This is a genomic window from Limosilactobacillus equigenerosi DSM 18793 = JCM 14505, from assembly GCF_001311375.1.
GTDB lineage: Bacteria > Bacillota > Bacilli > Lactobacillales > Lactobacillaceae > Limosilactobacillus > Limosilactobacillus equigenerosi.
The window spans coordinates 1-15,752 of the sequence record NZ_BBAS01000009.1 but is presented as its reverse complement, the minus strand read 5'-3'; the positions used below and the strand labels follow the sequence as shown (position 1 = coordinate 15,752).

The 15,752-nt window shown below is 41.6% G+C and carries 12 protein-coding genes and 2 pseudogenes; 13 read left to right on the top strand and 1 reads right to left on the bottom strand.

The genetic code is table 11. From position 1 onward, the window contains the following. Positions 1-58: 58 nt before the first annotated feature. A complete protein-coding gene (locus JCM14505_RS05495) occupies positions 59-1,531 on the bottom strand; it encodes a sucrose-6-phosphate hydrolase (RefSeq protein WP_054653404.1) in 1,473 nt (490 codons plus the stop codon). 207 nt (positions 1,532-1,738) lie between these two features. Here JCM14505_RS05495 and JCM14505_RS05490 point away from each other — a divergent pair, with 207 nt between their 5' ends. From JCM14505_RS05490 to JCM14505_RS09645, 13 genes and pseudogenes are all read left to right on the top strand, one after another. Further along, positions 1,739-3,676, top strand: coding sequence for a sucrose-specific PTS transporter subunit IIBC (locus JCM14505_RS05490; RefSeq protein WP_054653418.1), 1,938 nt, complete (start codon positions 1,739-1,741; stop codon positions 3,674-3,676). Between the two features lie 114 nt (positions 3,677-3,790). Beyond that, entirely contained in the window at positions 3,791-4,186 is a 396-nt protein-coding gene (locus JCM14505_RS09655) for a hypothetical protein (RefSeq protein ID WP_054653403.1), read from the top strand. Between the two features lie 220 nt (positions 4,187-4,406). After that, the gene (locus JCM14505_RS05480; protein WP_054653402.1) at positions 4,407-5,501 is read left to right on the top strand and encodes a MucBP domain-containing protein; all 1,095 of its coding nucleotides are present in this window, start codon (positions 4,407-4,409) and stop codon (positions 5,499-5,501) included. Continuing rightward, the gene (locus JCM14505_RS05475) at positions 5,446-6,519 is read left to right on the top strand and encodes a hypothetical protein (protein WP_156249848.1); all 1,074 of its coding nucleotides are present in this window, start codon (positions 5,446-5,448) and stop codon (positions 6,517-6,519) included. The genes JCM14505_RS05480 and JCM14505_RS05475 overlap by 56 nt, the downstream gene beginning before the upstream one ends. Further along, positions 6,519-7,070, top strand: coding sequence for a hypothetical protein (locus tag JCM14505_RS05470; RefSeq protein WP_054653400.1), 552 nt, complete (start codon positions 6,519-6,521; stop codon positions 7,068-7,070). The genes JCM14505_RS05475 and JCM14505_RS05470 overlap by 1 nt, the downstream gene beginning before the upstream one ends. A 38-nt stretch (positions 7,071-7,108) precedes the next feature. Continuing rightward, positions 7,109-7,594, top strand: coding sequence for a hypothetical protein (locus tag JCM14505_RS05465; RefSeq protein WP_054653399.1), 486 nt, complete (start codon positions 7,109-7,111; stop codon positions 7,592-7,594). A gap of 645 nt (positions 7,595-8,239) precedes the next feature. Next, positions 8,240-8,823, top strand: a pseudogene (locus tag JCM14505_RS05455) (peptidylprolyl isomerase). Positions 8,824-9,099: 276 nt separating this feature from the next. After that, positions 9,100-10,488 (top strand): class II fumarate hydratase, encoded by a 1,389-nt coding sequence (locus tag JCM14505_RS05450; protein WP_054653397.1) that lies wholly within the window; start codon positions 9,100-9,102, stop codon positions 10,486-10,488. A 9-nt stretch (positions 10,489-10,497) separates the two neighbouring features. After that, positions 10,498-11,889, top strand: coding sequence for a flavocytochrome c (locus JCM14505_RS05445; RefSeq protein WP_054653396.1), 1,392 nt, complete (start codon positions 10,498-10,500; stop codon positions 11,887-11,889). Between the two features lie 14 nt (positions 11,890-11,903). Beyond that, positions 11,904-12,830, top strand: a complete 927-nt coding sequence (locus JCM14505_RS05440; protein ID WP_054653395.1) for an L-lactate dehydrogenase — start codon at positions 11,904-11,906, stop codon at positions 12,828-12,830. A gap of 34 nt (positions 12,831-12,864) precedes the next feature. After that, positions 12,865-14,329, top strand: a pseudogene (locus JCM14505_RS05435) (DASS family sodium-coupled anion symporter). A gap of 413 nt (positions 14,330-14,742) precedes the next feature. Further along, positions 14,743-15,375: an AEC family transporter gene (locus JCM14505_RS09650; RefSeq protein ID WP_225352285.1), complete on the top strand. Its 633-nt coding sequence runs from the start codon at positions 14,743-14,745 to the stop codon at positions 15,373-15,375. Further along, positions 15,306-15,719: an AEC family transporter gene (locus tag JCM14505_RS09645; protein ID WP_225352284.1), complete on the top strand. Its 414-nt coding sequence runs from the start codon at positions 15,306-15,308 to the stop codon at positions 15,717-15,719. The genes JCM14505_RS09650 and JCM14505_RS09645 overlap by 70 nt, the downstream gene beginning before the upstream one ends. Positions 15,720-15,752: the final 33 nt, after the last annotated feature.

Below are 15,752 nucleotides of genomic sequence, written 5' to 3'. Positions count from 1 at the left end.
AAATTCATTACTTTCTGAAGAATGGCAATGAATATATTCTACCATATTACCAAGTAACTTACTTAGCGGATAATTGCCAGGCCGTTCCAGTGACTTGCGTTGGTTGGTTAAAGGTGGCTACTTGGTTGGATTGATCGTTGAAGTAGCGGCCCGTCATCACTTGGGCACCCCCATTAACAAAGACTTCAATCAGTGAGTGATCCAAGAAAATATCAAGATTTAAGGCTTGGTGGGCCGGAAGTTGAATCGTCCGCGTCGTGCCATAGTCAGTTGCCGTTGGGTGGGCCATCTTAGTCCGATCAAGGGCTAATTGACCCTGTTCGGTATCAAAATGAAGGGCAATCGTTTGACTACGGTCATCGTTGGCAGCTAAGTGGAGCGTCCCAGTTTGATCGGGCGCAATCGTTAATTGTAATTCCCCTTGTTGGCCGAAAGTGGGGTCAATCATGGTCGTTTCCCCATTTAAATTGATGGCTGTGTCAAGTTGGCGTAAGTCTCGCATCGCAGCGACCGGGGTTTGATATAATTGCCCATCTTTGAGGTGCAGTTCCTTGACTTGACTCAAACAGTTGGCCCAATTTTGTTCATCAGTGGGGTAACTAAGGTCGGGGAGACCCACCCAACTAATTAAGTACGTTTTACCATCAGGGGCCGTAAAGCCTTGCGAAGCATAAACGTCAAACCCGGAGTCTAAATTGTGCATGGGTTGGGGGTTAATCATTGTGGCGGTATAAAAATCAAATCCCGTGGCCGTGATATAGGTGTTTGGGAAGATGTTATCGTAAGCCATCGTTTGTTGATCCATTCCTTGTGGACAGAGCACCATCACGGGATGACCATCGACAAAGAGTAAGTTAGGACATTCAACCATGTAACCAAGGTCGTCAACTCCAACGTTAACCTTCCCAACTTCATGCCACCCATGTTCTAAAGCATCGCTGGTCCATAATGCTATTTGGCCGTGTTGCTCGGCGACGGTTTGTTGCCCAATAATCGCGTAGAATTTCCCATCATGTTCCATAATTTGTGGGTCGCGGAAATGTTCGCTGACATAAGCGGGGTTCACAAATAACGGTGCTTGCAATTTTTCAACGTGACCGTCCTTGTCCATCCAAGCGCCTAATTGGTAGGGGGTCCGCCCCCAGTTTTCATCGCGGTGATTCCCGGTATACATTAAGAATAAGCGATCACCAACGGCCTTGGCGGTCCCGGAATAGGCGCCGTGACTATCGAATTCCGTATCTGGCGCGAGGGCGAGCCCTTGATCTTGCCAGTGCACTAAATCATCCGAAACTAAATGCATCCAAGATTTTAATCCGTGAGCGGCGCCAAACGGAAAACTTTGGTAGAAAACGTGCCATTGGCTGTTAAAGTACGAAAAACCATTTGGATCATTGAGCAACCCGGATTGGGGCCGAATATGATATTTAAGTTGTTCGGGGGAAGTAGCTGCTTGGCGTTGTAAGTTAAGTAATTCTAAGGCTGAATGTTGGTCATACGGTAAATACCGTTGTGCGCGAGTCCATTCCATGTCAGTAAATCTCCTTGGTTTAAATTAAGTTCATTGTACTGAGAAAGCCCAGGTCATGCAATGTTGGTGGAAAAGTTAATTAAAAGTTAAAAAATTTTCAAGAAACAATTGTCAAACGTTTGACAATTGCCTAGAATGGGAGCATAATAAAATAAAAAATTTAAGAAAGCGCTTGCAGATGTAGGTGAGGAGGAGCTAGACATGGCAATGGATCATAAAAAAGTTGCTGAAGATGTCGTTAAGGCAGTCGGTAAGGATAATATGGTCGCGGCCGCCCACTGTGCGACCCGATTGCGGTTAGTTTTAAAGGATGAAAGTGCGGTTGATCAAGCTGCCTTGGATCAAAATGACGGAGTGAAGGGGACGTTTAGTACGAACGGTCAATTCCAAGTCATTATTGGACCTGGGGACGTCAACAATGTGTATGACTACTTGATCAAGGAAACGGGCTTAAAGGAAGTTTCGACGGATGATTTGAAGCAAATTGCGGCGAAGAATCAAAAGACGAATCCAGTCATGGCCTTTATTAAGTTGTTATCTGACATCTTCGTGCCAATTATTCCAGCCTTAGTTGCTGGTGGTTTGTTGATGGCCATTAACAACTTGTTTACGTCCGAGTTTGGGGATCAATCATTAATTCAAATGTACCCAGCCTTAAAGGGGCTTTCATCCATGATTTCGGTTATGTCAGCAGCTCCATATACGTTCTTACCAATATTGGTGGGGATTTCAGCGGCTAAGCGGTTTGGGGCAAACCAATTCTTAGGGGCCTTTGTTGGGATGATGATGACGGTGACGGCCACGAATCCAGCCGCTATTGAAGGCATGAAGTTCTGGGACCTCTTTGGGTTACATGTTTCCTTCGCACCATACACGAGTCAAGTGATTCCAGCCTTGGCAGCCGTATGGGTCCTCTCAGTCCTAGAAAAGTGGTTCCACAAGAAGTTACCATCCGCGGTTGACTTTACGTTTACGCCATTGCTCTCCGTTTTAATTACTGGGTTCTTAACGTTTATCGTGGTTGGACCTGTGATGCGGGAAGCTTCAAACTTGTTAACTGACGGAATCGTTTGGGTTTACGACACGCTTGGGTTTGTCGGAACCGGGATCTTCGGGGCACTTTATTCCCCAATCGTTTTAACTGGGTTACACCAAAGTTTCCCAGCCATCGAAACGCAATTGGTTTCGGCCTTTGCTGATGGTAAGGGGTCTGGAGACTTTATCTTTGTGGTTGCTTCGATGGCCAACGTGGCCCAAGGGGCAGCGACGACGGCGATTTACTTCTTAACGAAGAATGAAAAGATGAAGGGCTTGACGAGTTCCGCTTCGATTTCCGCCCTCTTAGGGATTACGGAACCAGCCATCTTCGGGGTGAACTTAAAGCTTAAGTTCCCATTCTTCTGTGCCTTAGTTGGTTCAGCGGTGGCTTCTACGTTAGCTGGTCTCTTGCACGTAATCGCGGCATCAATGGGGAGTGCCGGTTTTATCGGTTTCATTTCAATCTTCCCAAAGTCAATTCCATTCTACATTTTATGTGAATTAATTAGTTTCGCGGTGGCCTTTGCGATTACTTACGTTTACGGGAAGCAACACATGGACTTAGTTGATCCAGCCGTGGCTCCAGCAGTCGCTACGGAAGCAACTAGTCAACCAGCTGCGGCTGAAGAAGCAACGACAACGGCTACTGGCGAAGCGGTAACGATTGCCGCCCCTGTTGACGGGAAGGCGGAAGATTTAGCTGAAGTTAACGATGATGTTTTCTCCCAAAAGATGATGGGGGATGGGGCAGCGATTGTTCCAACTGACAACACAATTTACGCGCCATTTGACGGGACGATTGCGGTTGCTTATGCAACGAAGCACGCCTACGGAATTAAGGGCGACAACGGGGCGGAAGTGTTAATCCACGCTGGGATTGACACGGTAAACCTTGAAGGTCAATTTATGGAAAGTTTTGTCGAACAAGGCCAACAAGTTAAGAAGGGTGACAAGCTCGGAACGGTGGACTTAGCGAAGGTGAAGGAAGCTGGTTACGATACGACGGTCATGGTGATCTTAACGAACACGGCTAATTATCAAGCAGTTACCGCTGACGCCCTTGGGGATGTTAAGCATGGTGACGACTTGTTCACGGCGGTTAAATAGCATTTATAATTTAAACGGACAATCTTAGCGGGTTGTCCGTTTTTTGTGTTGTTTTAAAGTGTGGTTTAACGTATACTAATAATTTGAAAAAAATGAATTTTAGGGAGATAAATAATGAATAAATTACGAACGCAGCTGTTGTTTAGTACGGCTGTCTTAGCTGGGGTGACTGTTAATCAAGGAATTATCCACGCTGATGTTAAAAATCAGCTACCGGCGTCAACGGCATCACAAGCAACGCAGGTGAAGCAAGCACCAAAGGTAGTTGATACTAAAGTGGAGGGAGAGCCAAATGCAGATACTGCCGGGGTAGGTGTTTTTGATCCAGTTAAAATAACCGTCAATACTGATCATTTTACGAATGACAATTTATTAACACCAGATGGGTTAGGGTGGACAGAAGATACAGCAGTAGTTCCTATTAAGGGAACCGAGGTTGGTGAAATTAACAATCAAAAATATTGGGGACAAAATAATCCTCAAGAACCGGTGACGGCATACTACATTTAATGTAGGCGATTCTGGACGAATTACAAATGTTGGGAAAACGGTATCTGGATTAAATTTAGACTTAATCTATACGGTTAAAGAAACTGATGCAGATTTATGGAATCAGTATTCAGGATTAGGTCGGATTAAAGTTCCGCATGGGATTGCTTTTACAGGAGAACAATATTTAGCGAATACGAATAATAATTCGATTGTTGTTTTGTACAATGGGGCTAATTCAGTGCACCTTGAATATCGGATTGTTAAACATGATACATTCGACGAATTACCAGTATTAGTTTCGTTTATCACAACTGATATTGATGTTGGTCAAGGAGTTGCTACAGATTTAGCAAATTTAGCAGTGGTCATTCCGGGAGAAACCAACCTATCAATCAAAGATGGGGTAATTTACGATGGCAGTCATACGGGTCCATACCATTACGGGGCTGATATTAATGGGTCGGAAGGGTTACCCTATGGTGGGTATTTGGGAGTGGCATTTAAGAGTAAATTCGATTATGCCTTCTTTGCGCCAGCACCAGCTAATGATGATATCTATAAGTTTGCGACAGGAGTTCGTTATGATCTGTTTGGATCAGCGCTGCAAACTAAACTGATAATTAATCGCCAAGCGCATTTAACAGTTAAATACGTGGATACACATGGCAAAGAGTTAAAGTCGCCTAATTTAATTGTGGCGACGAATGATTTTCCAAAGGTGCCAAGTGCTCCTAAAATTAATGATTATGAATTGAAAGATACCAATACTCAGATTATATCCCCGAACGAAGAAGTCGTTACATATACTTACGCTCCGCAATATCTAATTACGGTTGAACAGGTTGATGAGCATGGGCATCAATTAGCAAAATCAAAACAAGTTAAAGCCTTAGAAGGATCGTTATTACGGTTGAAACCAGCTGAATTTGTTGGATATGATGTACCATCAGGACAAGATGTAGTAGTTGATGATAATCAAACGGTAACATTTGTGTATCATAAATTACCACCGAAACCAGTAGAAACTTCTAAAGCTAACAAAGAATCGAAACCGGTAGAAGTTGAAACTAACCATTCGGTCAAGCCTAATTATCATGTCACTACAGACCAGAAACCAAAACAAGCTAAAAGCCCTAATCAAGTGATCGCTCCTAGGAAACAAAGTTTGACTAATGTTAATAAGTATAGTGGATATACTAATAATTATAATTATGTAGCAACGCAAAGTCGTCCCTTACAAGCAGCTATTTATCAAGCTCCAACACATGTGAATCAAGTTGTTGCTCAAAAAAAGAAAGACAGATTGGTTTGCGAAGAACACTGGGATTGGTAGAAACGATCAAGAGGTTTTATTTAAAGTATTGAAGGCTATTGAGTCTGAAGGTAAGCATCGTGGTTGGAGTTATGAAAAGATTAAAAATACAGAATTATATTATATGGCTAATTTAGGTGGTTATGCTAATGACAAGCCACAGGGATATACATCAAAAGTAAGAAAATATAATAAGAATTCGTTAAATAATCTTATTAAAGGGAAAGTGGGAAAATCAGACGTTGACTTATTGGAGAAAATATTATGGAATAACCACAATAATAGAAGATTAGTTGATTTAGGACATATGTCGGTTACTGCAGCCAGTGCAAGAGAAAATGAGTCATTATATAGTGGTGTTCATGGGTTAACTACAATGTCAATTATTAATATTCCGATTTTTCAGTGGATAGCTAACTTGTTAGGAGCTAATAAGTTAAGTGTCACTGATAAATGGTTATTAATGAATGGGTACGTTGGCGACTTATTAAAAGATTGGAAGATTAGTAAACCTGATATGGCTTCTGATATGGATGTATTCATATTTGCCAAAAACAATCAATTATTGTCAAAACAATTACATCAAGTTTATAACCAATCGACTAGTAAAGTATCAAATGAACGTAAAAATGTCCATTCAAAGGTTGTTAAGGCAACAATTTCGTTAGCATTAACAGGTGTTTCGGTGGCGGCGATTGGATTAATTATTTGGGGGATTAAAGATAAGATTATTAAATCAGCTATTAAAGCCTATAATTCAACTAAGAAGGCGGCTGGTAAAATTTATAATGGTACAATCCATACAGTTAGAAGGGTTTATAACGAAGTAAGAAGAAATGCATCAGTAGGATATCATCGTTTTATATATCCAAAAATTGTTAAGCCGGTCGTTAGTTATGTTCGCAGAAAAAGTCGTCCGGTTGTTTCATTTGTTAAGCGATATACACCTAAATGGGTTGTTAAAACATCTCATCGAGTTATAAATTGGGGTAAACGGACTTGGAAATCGATTAATCGTATTTGGCGGAGAAAAAAGTAATGAATAATGTATTTAAACCGACTAAGCGGAATTTGATTATTTTAGGAATTTTAATTTTAATTATTTATCCAGTTTACAATTTTAATCATTTTCGATTTTATTATATTGGTCATCAACCACACCCAAAATATACATACCCGTTTATTCCCAAATTACGGTCATTTAGCTATTTTGATGAATCGAGTTTACCGGGATATAGTGTTAGTACAAATTCAGATATTAGTCAAAATTATACTGTTATTAAGAAAAATAATATAGTAAAGAAAGGTGATCTAATACGGATTAGCAGCCAGGAAATAGAATATTTTTCAGATAAAGACGATGAAAATGACTTTACTGATGAAAAACCTAAACAACTAGTTGAATGGGCATTAGTTGATAATGAGAGTGGGAAGATTACCTCTGTATACGATAATGTCAGTGGAAAGGATATACATCAACGCAAAATGAAACCTGAAATATATACCGCCCTCAATCAATTAGAACAAACAATTAGCAATGCAAGGCGTCCATTAATTAATTTGCAGTGGTTATATAATATTTTTCATTAGAGAAGGTTAGGTTAGTTGTTAATCCGACGGAGAAAATTATGATGAAACGAAAAATACTAATCATTTTATTGTTTATCGGTGGCATTGTTGGATATGTTCATTATAATTTAGAACATTATTTCTTTTATTACATTACAACTTATGATGTCCGTCATGGAACGTTTAATTATCTTAGAGGATTAGGTGGATTTAACGAAGTCAGGTTGCAGGGATATCATATTGAGTCTCGGAATGAATTGTTAGGTGAAACCGATAATTATATTTACGTTCGTAACGTAATTAAGGCCGGTGATTTAGCGGTACTTGAGCCTGTAGATGTAAATTATTATCCCAATGAAAAAGAAGGCGGAAATTATTACATTGAATTTAATGATACCGGAAGAGCGGAGAAAGGAGAAAAGCTCCACCCTAAGTTAAAGCAATTACTAGTTAAAGTCAGAGACGATTTCAGACGAGCTGACCAACCTAAAATCAATTTACAGTGGATTTTCACCAGTGTTTATTGGTGGATGTTGAAAAGCTAGAGTTAGTTGTTAATCCGACGGAGAAAATAATGATGAAGCGAAGAATATTAATTATTGTATTGGTTATCGGTGGTATTGTTGGATATGTTCATTATAATTTGGAACATTATTTTTTTACTATGTGGCAACTTATGATAAGCATAATGGGACGTTCAAATATGTAAACAGTCTAAGTGGGTTTGATCGAGTTACATTACCGGGATATCACTTTGAGTATAACGATGATTTGTTAGGTGAAGTAGAAAGCATGATTGTCCAAAAAAATGTGATTAAGCGAGGAGATGAAGTTGTAGTCGGTCCGGGAGAGGTATTATATTATCCAAATAATAAAAAACTGATAGTACAAATACCCGATTGCTTGATTTTGATAATTATGGAAAAATTGACAAATCTTTTAGTGACCCAGTTCCTACTAAATTAATCAGTTTTTTATTAAAGATTCGGGAAGCATTCATTGAAGATAATCGACCTAAGATTAATTTGCAATGGATATTTAATTTAAAGATGGCAGTTGAAAATCAGTTAATTAAATTAATCGAAAATTAATTTACAATGGATTTTTGACCATGTATATGAGTGGAAAATAGGGTGGCTTTTGCTATAATCAACTAAGAATGATTTAAGTACATAATTGGAGGCAAGCAAATGACTTTACCACAACTTGATTTAGCCAACGCCAACGGGCCAGTGGCAACGATTAAGACGAACCACGGGGACATTGAAATTCAATTATTCCCTGACCAAGCACCAAAACGGTTGAAAACTTCACGACCTTAGCTAAGCAAGGTTACTATGATGGGGTGATTTTTCACCGGGTGACTCCAGAATTCATGATCCAAGGTGGCGATCCGACCGGCACGGGAGCTGGTGGCGAAAGTATTTACGGTCACCCATTTGAAGATGAATTTAGTGAAGAATTATTCAACTTCAACGGGGCACTTTCAATGGCCAATGCTGGTCCAGGGACGAACGGGAGCCAATTCTTCATCGTGACAAACACTGAAGTGAACCCAATGATGATGGATCAAATGAAGGCGGCTGGTTACCCGGCAGAAGCGATTGAAAAGTACCAACAAGGTGGGACGCCATGGTTGGACTTCCACCACACGGTCTTTGGCCAAGTTAAGGCGGGGCTTGATGTCGCGGTGGCCATCAGCAATGTCAAACGGGATATGACTGATCGCCCAAATGAAGATGTGGTCATCAATACAATTGAAATTAGTGAATAATCTTCGTTATTAAAGATAACAGGGTCAGGACGCTGTAAACGGCGGACTGACCCTGTTTTTTACTGGTGTAGAAAATATTTAAAAAAAATTTTAAGCCCCGACTTTGTGAAAAAAAGTACAATCAAACCGACTCAACGGCGAAATGACGCGCTACAACCGTTATCATAAGTGAATTTTATAAATATTAAGTTTTTGACAATATAAACTAATAAAAGTTAAGATAAACATGTAAAAAGATGTTCAGAATTTCACAAGTGTGAATTGGAGGATAAGATTATGGTTGAATATCGTACTGAAGAAGATACATTAGGTCCAGTTAAGATCCCAGCAGATGCATTATGGGGACCTCAAACGGAACGTTCTCGGAACAACTTCCCAACTGGTCAATACATGCCATTGGCAGTGATTCGTGCATTATTGAACATTAAGAAGGCGGCTGCGCAAGCCAACCTTGAACTTGGTCAAATTGATGATGCCCGTGGGAACTTAATCATCGAAGCCATTGACAGCTTACTTGCTTTAGACGATGAAGAATTACGCAAGGACTTCCCATTAAAGGTTTACCAAACGGGTTCAGGGACGCAAACGAACATGAACACGAACGAAGTCGTTGCCCACAAGGCCAAGGAAATTAACCCTGACGTCGAAGTGTTACCAAACGACCACGTCAACATGGGTCAAAGTTCTAACGACACGTACCCAACGGCGATGAACATGGCCGCTGTCGATGCCGTTGTTAAGTTAGAAGCTGCTACGCAACACTTAATCGATGAATTAAAGGTTAAGCAAGACAAGTACTGGCGGACAGTTAAGGTTGGGCGGACGCACTTACAAGATGCAACGCCATTAACGTTCGGACAAGAAATCTCCGGTTACGTGGCTGCCTTAGAACACGACCTTGACTACATGAAGCAACTTCAACCAACGTTATTAGAATTAGCGATCGGTGGTACGGCCGTTGGGACTGGATTAAACGCCGCGCCAGGGATGCCTGAAATGATTGCTGACAAGGTTTCAGCTGTTTACGGTCATGAATTTACGGCTAAGTCCAACAAGTTCTACGGTTTATCACACCACTCTGGTTTAGACGTGATGCACGGGGCCTTCAAGTCCTTAGCTGCTGATGTCTTCAAGATTGCGCAAGACATTCGGTTCTTAGCTTCTGGTCCTCGTGGTGGTTACGGTGAATTAAACATTCCAGCTAACGAACCAGGTTCATCAATCATGCCAGGGAAGGTTAACCCAACGCAAGCTGAAGCCCTTACGATGGCCGCTATTCGGGTCTTTGGTAACGACACGGTAGTAACGATGGCTTCATCTCAAGGTAACTTCGAAATGAACGTTTACAAGCCAGTCTTAATCGATGCCTTCTTAGAATCAGCAGATCTCTTAGCTGGAACGATGACTGGTTTTGCGGACAAGATGATTCATGGCTTAACGGTCAACGAAGAACGGATGGCCGAATTACTTGATAACTCATTGATGACGGTAACGGCCCTTTCTCCACACATCGGTTACCACGATAGTGCGGTGATTGCTCAAACGGCTGACCGTGAAGGTACGACTTTAAAGGAAGCGGCTTTGAAGTCTGGTAAGGTGACAGAAGAACAATACAACGAATGGATGGATTACACGAAGATGACGAACATCGATCGTGAAAACTAGGAGGAACGAATGGCAAACGCATTTCAAACGACGCCAGTTAGTCAATTAGCCGACCAATATGATGCAATTATCGTTGGTTCTGGTGGGACTGGTTTGTCTGCGGCAATTCAAGCCAATGAATTAGGTTTAAAGGTTGCCGTATTGGAAAAGAATGAAGAACTTGGTGGGAACACGAACCGAGCCTCATCTGGGATGAACGCCGCCGAAACGACGGTTCAATTAAAGAATGGGGTTATCGACAATGTCGCTGAATTCTACCGCGAAACTTACAAAGACGGTGGGAAGTTAAACGACAAGGATATGTTAGGTTACTTTGTTTACCATTCAGCACCAGCCATTAGCTGGTTAGCTGAACACGGGATCAAGTTAGATGACATTACGGTGACTGGTGGGATGTCCAAGAAACGGACGCACCGGCCAGCTTCAATGGCGCCAATTGGTGGTTTCTTAGTGAAGAGCCTCTTGAACGTTGTTGCCCAACAAAACATTCCGGTCTTCAACCAAACGAAGGTGACGAAGTTGGTTAAGAACGCGGACGGTCAAGTGGCCGGGGTTGAAGTTGATGCTAACGGGACCGCGAAGACGATTAGTGCCAAGGCCGTGATCCTAGCAACTGGTGGTTTTGGGGCTTCTAAGGAATACATGAAGCGTTACCGTCCCGACCTCGTTGACTACAAGACGACGAACCAACCAGGGGCCACTGGTGATGGGTTAGAATTAGCTGAAGCCATTGGGGCGGAATTAATGCAAATGGACTTAATTCAAGTCCACCCAACGGTGCAACAAGACAACCCACACGTGTACTTAATTGGGGAAGCCGTTCGGGGTGAAGGGGCCATTTTGGTTAACGCTCAAGGACAACGGTTCGTTAACGAATTGAATACCCGGAAGATTGTCTCCAACGCCATTACGGCTTTACCAGAACACAGTGCGTACTTAATCTTTGACCAAGGGATCCGTGATCGGGCCAAGGCCATTGAATTCTACGACAAGACTGGTTTAGTTGAACATGGTGACACGGTTGAAGATTTAGCCAAGACGTTAAACATGGATCCAGCAACGTTGCAAGAAACGGTTGATACTTGGAACACAGCGGTTAAGAACCACGATGACCAAGCATTTAACCGGACGACGGGGATGGACCGGGGAATTGAAAAGCCGGGCTTCTTCGCGATCCACATCGCGCCAGCCATCCACTACACAATGGGTGGTTTACACATCAACTCCAAGACGGAAGTACTCGATGGTAACGGGGATGTGATTGAAGGACTTTACGCCGCTGGTGAAGTTGCCGGTGGTTTACACGGTAACAACCGGGTTGGTGGTAACTCAATTGCGGAAACCATCATCTTTGGTCGCCAAGCTGGGATGCAAGTTGCACTCTGGGCGAACCGGAAGTAGAAAGAAGGTCACTAATGAAGAATCGGAAAGTGGTTTTAGTAGGTGATGGGGCCGTTGGGTCATCATTTGCTTACTCATTAATTCAAACGGTTAAGACCGTCGAAGAATTAGTGATTGTTGATTTAAACAAAGAACGTTCCCAAGGGGATGTGTGGGACTTACAAGATATCACTCCCTTGACGTCTGACGTTACGATCCGGATTGGGGATTACTCCGATGCAGCGGATGCCGGGATTGTGGTTATTACGGCCGGGGTGCCTCGGAAACCAGGCGAAACGCGGTTGGATCTGGTTAACAAGAACGTGAAGATCTTACGTTCCATTGTCGAACCAGTGGTGGCCAGTGGCTTTAACGGCATCTTCGTGGTATCAGCTAATCCAGTTGATATCTTAACAACGATGACGCAAAAGATTTCTGGTTTCCCCAAGGAACGAGTAATTGGAACGGGGACGTTCTTAGATAAGGCGCGTTTAAACATCATCTTAGGTGACCACTTTGGCTACAAGCCAAGTGAATTAGACGCCTTAGTCCTTGGTGAACACGGGGATACGTCATTTGTTAACTTTGATGAAGCTAAGGTCAATGGGAAGCGCTTATTAGATGAAGTTGAAATTTCAGCGGACTTACAAGCGCAAATCGAAGCTGAAGTTCGTGGTCGTGGTGGTAAGATCATCGGTAATAAAGGGGCTACGTTCTACGGGGTTGCTTATGGGTTAGCGACGATTGTACGCGCGATCTTAGAAAACAACTACAAGATGATGGTGGTTTCAGCGCCATTAACGGGTCAATACGGCGTTAGTGATCTCTACTTAGGGACGCCGGCCGTCTTGAATTCAACGGGGGTTGCGCAAGTGATCGAAACGGAATTATCTAATCGTGAATTAGAAAAGATGCGTCATTCAGCCGCACAAATGCAAGAAGTTATCGACAGTATTGAATAGGGGGAGCAAGTAGCAAACTTGCACAAGACTGAACATGAAGTCATTAGAAAAAGTTAATTACAAAGGGTTTATTTGGCCCATTATTGTTGGTTGGTAATGTGGTTATGTACACCAATCCGGCCGGAAGGTTTATCAGCGATTGCTTGGCAAACGTTCGCGGTCTTCGTAGCCACGATTATTGGTTGTATCACGAAGCCATTACCAATTGCCGGGACGACGTTAACTGGTTAGTGGTCTTAGTTTTACTTGGCCTTTCACCAGTTAAGGACGTGGAAAATGCCAAAGGGGTTGTTACTGATACGGGGATTTTAAGTGCCTTCAGTAACTCAGCTTCTTGGTTAATCGCCATGGCCTTTATCATGGCTGCAGGAATCACGAAGACTGGTTTAGGTCAACGGATTGCCTACAACATGATTAAGCGGTTTGGTAAGAAGTCACTGGGGGTTGGTTATGCGATTACTGGTTTGGAATTAATCTTAGGTGGTTTGATTCCATCTAACAGTGCCCGGACTGGTGGGGTTGTTTGGCCAATCGTGGAATCAATTTCAGAAAGTTACGATTCTAATCCTAACGATGACTCACGGAAGAAAATCGGGGCCTTCTTAGACTTCTTGGCCTTCCATGCCAACACGATTTCAACGGCCCTCTTTGTAACTGGGGCAGCGCCTAACATCGTGGCACAAGCAATGGCCGCTAAAGCTGGTTACCAAATCACTTGGGTTGGTTGGTTCTTAGCCGCCTTACTTCCAGCTGCTATCTTTGCCGTTGTAATTCCATTTATTATTTACAAAATCTTCCCACCTGAAATTAAGGAAACGCCAAATGCCAAGACGTGGGCGGATGAAAAGTTAACGGCGATGGGTAAGATGTCACTTCCCGAAAAGATCATGGCGGCTGTCTTCGTCATGGCAATCGTGATGTGGGTCTTAGCTGGATTTATCAAAGCCACACAATTTGAAGCTTCTTTTGTGGCTTTCTTAGCCGTCGCAATCCTCTTGATTACTGGGGTGCTTAAGGTTAAGGATATCTTAAATGAATCTGGTGCTTGGAACATCTTGATCTGGCTTTCCATCTTAGTTTTCATGGCTGGAAAGTTAACGGAATACGGCTTTATTGCCTGGTTTGCGAAGTTAGTTTCAACGAGCTTGCACGGTGTTAGCTGGCAAATTATCTTGGTTGTCTTAGCCTTGGTAATGTTCTACAGTCACTACTTCTTTGCTAGTGGGACGGCTCACGTAACGGCGCTTTACTTACCATTCTTAACGGTAGCCGTTTCAGCTGGGGCCCCAATTGCCTTGGCTGCCATGACGTTAGCAATTATCAGTGCCTTGATGGCTTCCACGACGCACTACGCTAACGGGCCAGCTTCAATCCTGGCTTCAACGGGTTACGTAACGCAAGGCGAATGGTGGAAGTACAACTTCATCTTGGGGTTGGTTTACTTAGTAATCTTTGCTTTAGTTGGACCACTTTGGATGCACATCATCGGTATGTGGTAATAATAATTAAAAGTACTTTGTATAATTTTGATGGTAAGCACTGAGATAAAGAGGTTGTAACATAGGTCAGTTAACTTCTTTAAAAGTTGAATAGTGTAGTATGTAAATAGGTTCACAACGTCGAGAAATCGAACGCTGTGAACCTATTTTTGCTTGTTGAGGGTGTGATGATGGACTAAAATTTAAAGTTTAGTTTGCTAACGCTTGACGGATATTATAAAAGTAAATTTTAAAGTAGCTATTGTCACTTTCCATTTTTTTCTATTTATTAGTCAGGAAAATGTTGATGTATAGACAACTAAATTTACAATTTGGGAAATGGTTTTGATATGGATTATTTTACAATTGTAAATAATTTAATTATAACAGAGTTAAAATTGTAATATAATGAATGGAGATGGGAAGGTGATTTTATGAGTATTTTTTGGACCTCAATTCAAAGTGTATTGTCGATTATGATTATGATGGCAATTGGGTATTTTTGTCAGGGTTTGGGATGGTTTAATGATAAATTTTCAAGTTCCTTATCTGACATAATTATGAAGGTAGCATTACCGTGTGCCATTTTTTATTCAATGCTATCAAGATTTAAATTAGTCGATGTGGTTAGTTTATCTTCAGGAATTATATATACTATTTTATCAATATTCATAGGTTATTTAATTAGTTTTGTTGTTGTGACCTTTTTACATGTTCCACATGGTAGAAAGGCAATCATGATGGCAGGAATAAACATTACAAATACAGTTTTTATTGGAATGCCACTAAATGTAGCATTGTTTGGTGCAGTTTCTTTGCCTTATCTAATAGTTTATTATATAGTTAACACCATCATACTATGGACGTTTACTGTTTGGACAATTGCAGCTGATGATCCCAAAATTAGAGATGGAAAGAATAAAGTTAAAATTAGTTGGAGACATATGTTACCTGCACCAATTTGGGGATTCATTGTTGCCTTGCCATTTTTAGCATTTTGGCTCATGCTGACGCTCAATTACCGACGTTTATTATTACAACCCTTAAAGATATCGGTGGCATGGTAACTCCATTGTCTTTGATTTATATTGGAATTATGTTGCGTAATTTTGGAATTAAGAATATAAGCTTTGGTCGTGATAATATTATTGTGTTGTTGGGGCGGTTTATTGTAGCACCAGCAATAATGTTATTGATTATCGCAATTGGAGCACATTTTGGAGTAAATATGGTTCCAATGTTTAAACATACTTTAGTTGTTCAAGCAGCAACACCAGCTTTTGCTGTTCTCCCAATTTTAGCTGATCAATATCACGGAGATGTTAAGTTTGCAACGGATATTGTAGTGTCAACTTCAACATTGTTTATTATAGTAGTTCCAATTTTAATGTGGTTAATTACAACATTTTAGATAAAAAGACTCCTAAAATCAGATTTCTGATTT

Excerpts from the sequence above, each read along its gene's own strand:
- JCM14505_RS05440 (WP_054653395.1), top strand. The coding sequence starts at position 11,904 with ATGAAGAATCGGAAAGTGGTTTTAGTAGGTGATGGGGCCGTTGGGTCA.
- JCM14505_RS05490 (WP_054653418.1), top strand. The coding sequence starts at position 1,739 with ATGGATCATAAAAAAGTTGCTGAAGATGTCGTTAAGGCAGTCGGTAAG.
- JCM14505_RS09650 (WP_225352285.1), top strand. The coding sequence starts at position 14,743 with ATGAGTATTTTTTGGACCTCAATTCAAAGTGTATTGTCGATTATGATT.
- JCM14505_RS05495 (WP_054653404.1), bottom strand. The coding sequence starts at position 1,531 with ATGGAATGGACTCGCGCACAACGGTATTTACCGTATGACCAACATTCA.
- JCM14505_RS05465 (WP_054653399.1), top strand. The coding sequence starts at position 7,109 with ATGATGAAACGAAAAATACTAATCATTTTATTGTTTATCGGTGGCATT.
- JCM14505_RS05470 (WP_054653400.1), top strand. The coding sequence starts at position 6,519 with ATGAATAATGTATTTAAACCGACTAAGCGGAATTTGATTATTTTAGGA.
- JCM14505_RS05450 (WP_054653397.1), top strand. The coding sequence starts at position 9,100 with ATGGTTGAATATCGTACTGAAGAAGATACATTAGGTCCAGTTAAGATC.
- JCM14505_RS09655 (WP_054653403.1), top strand. The coding sequence starts at position 3,791 with ATGAATAAATTACGAACGCAGCTGTTGTTTAGTACGGCTGTCTTAGCT.
- JCM14505_RS05445 (WP_054653396.1), top strand. The coding sequence starts at position 10,498 with ATGGCAAACGCATTTCAAACGACGCCAGTTAGTCAATTAGCCGACCAA.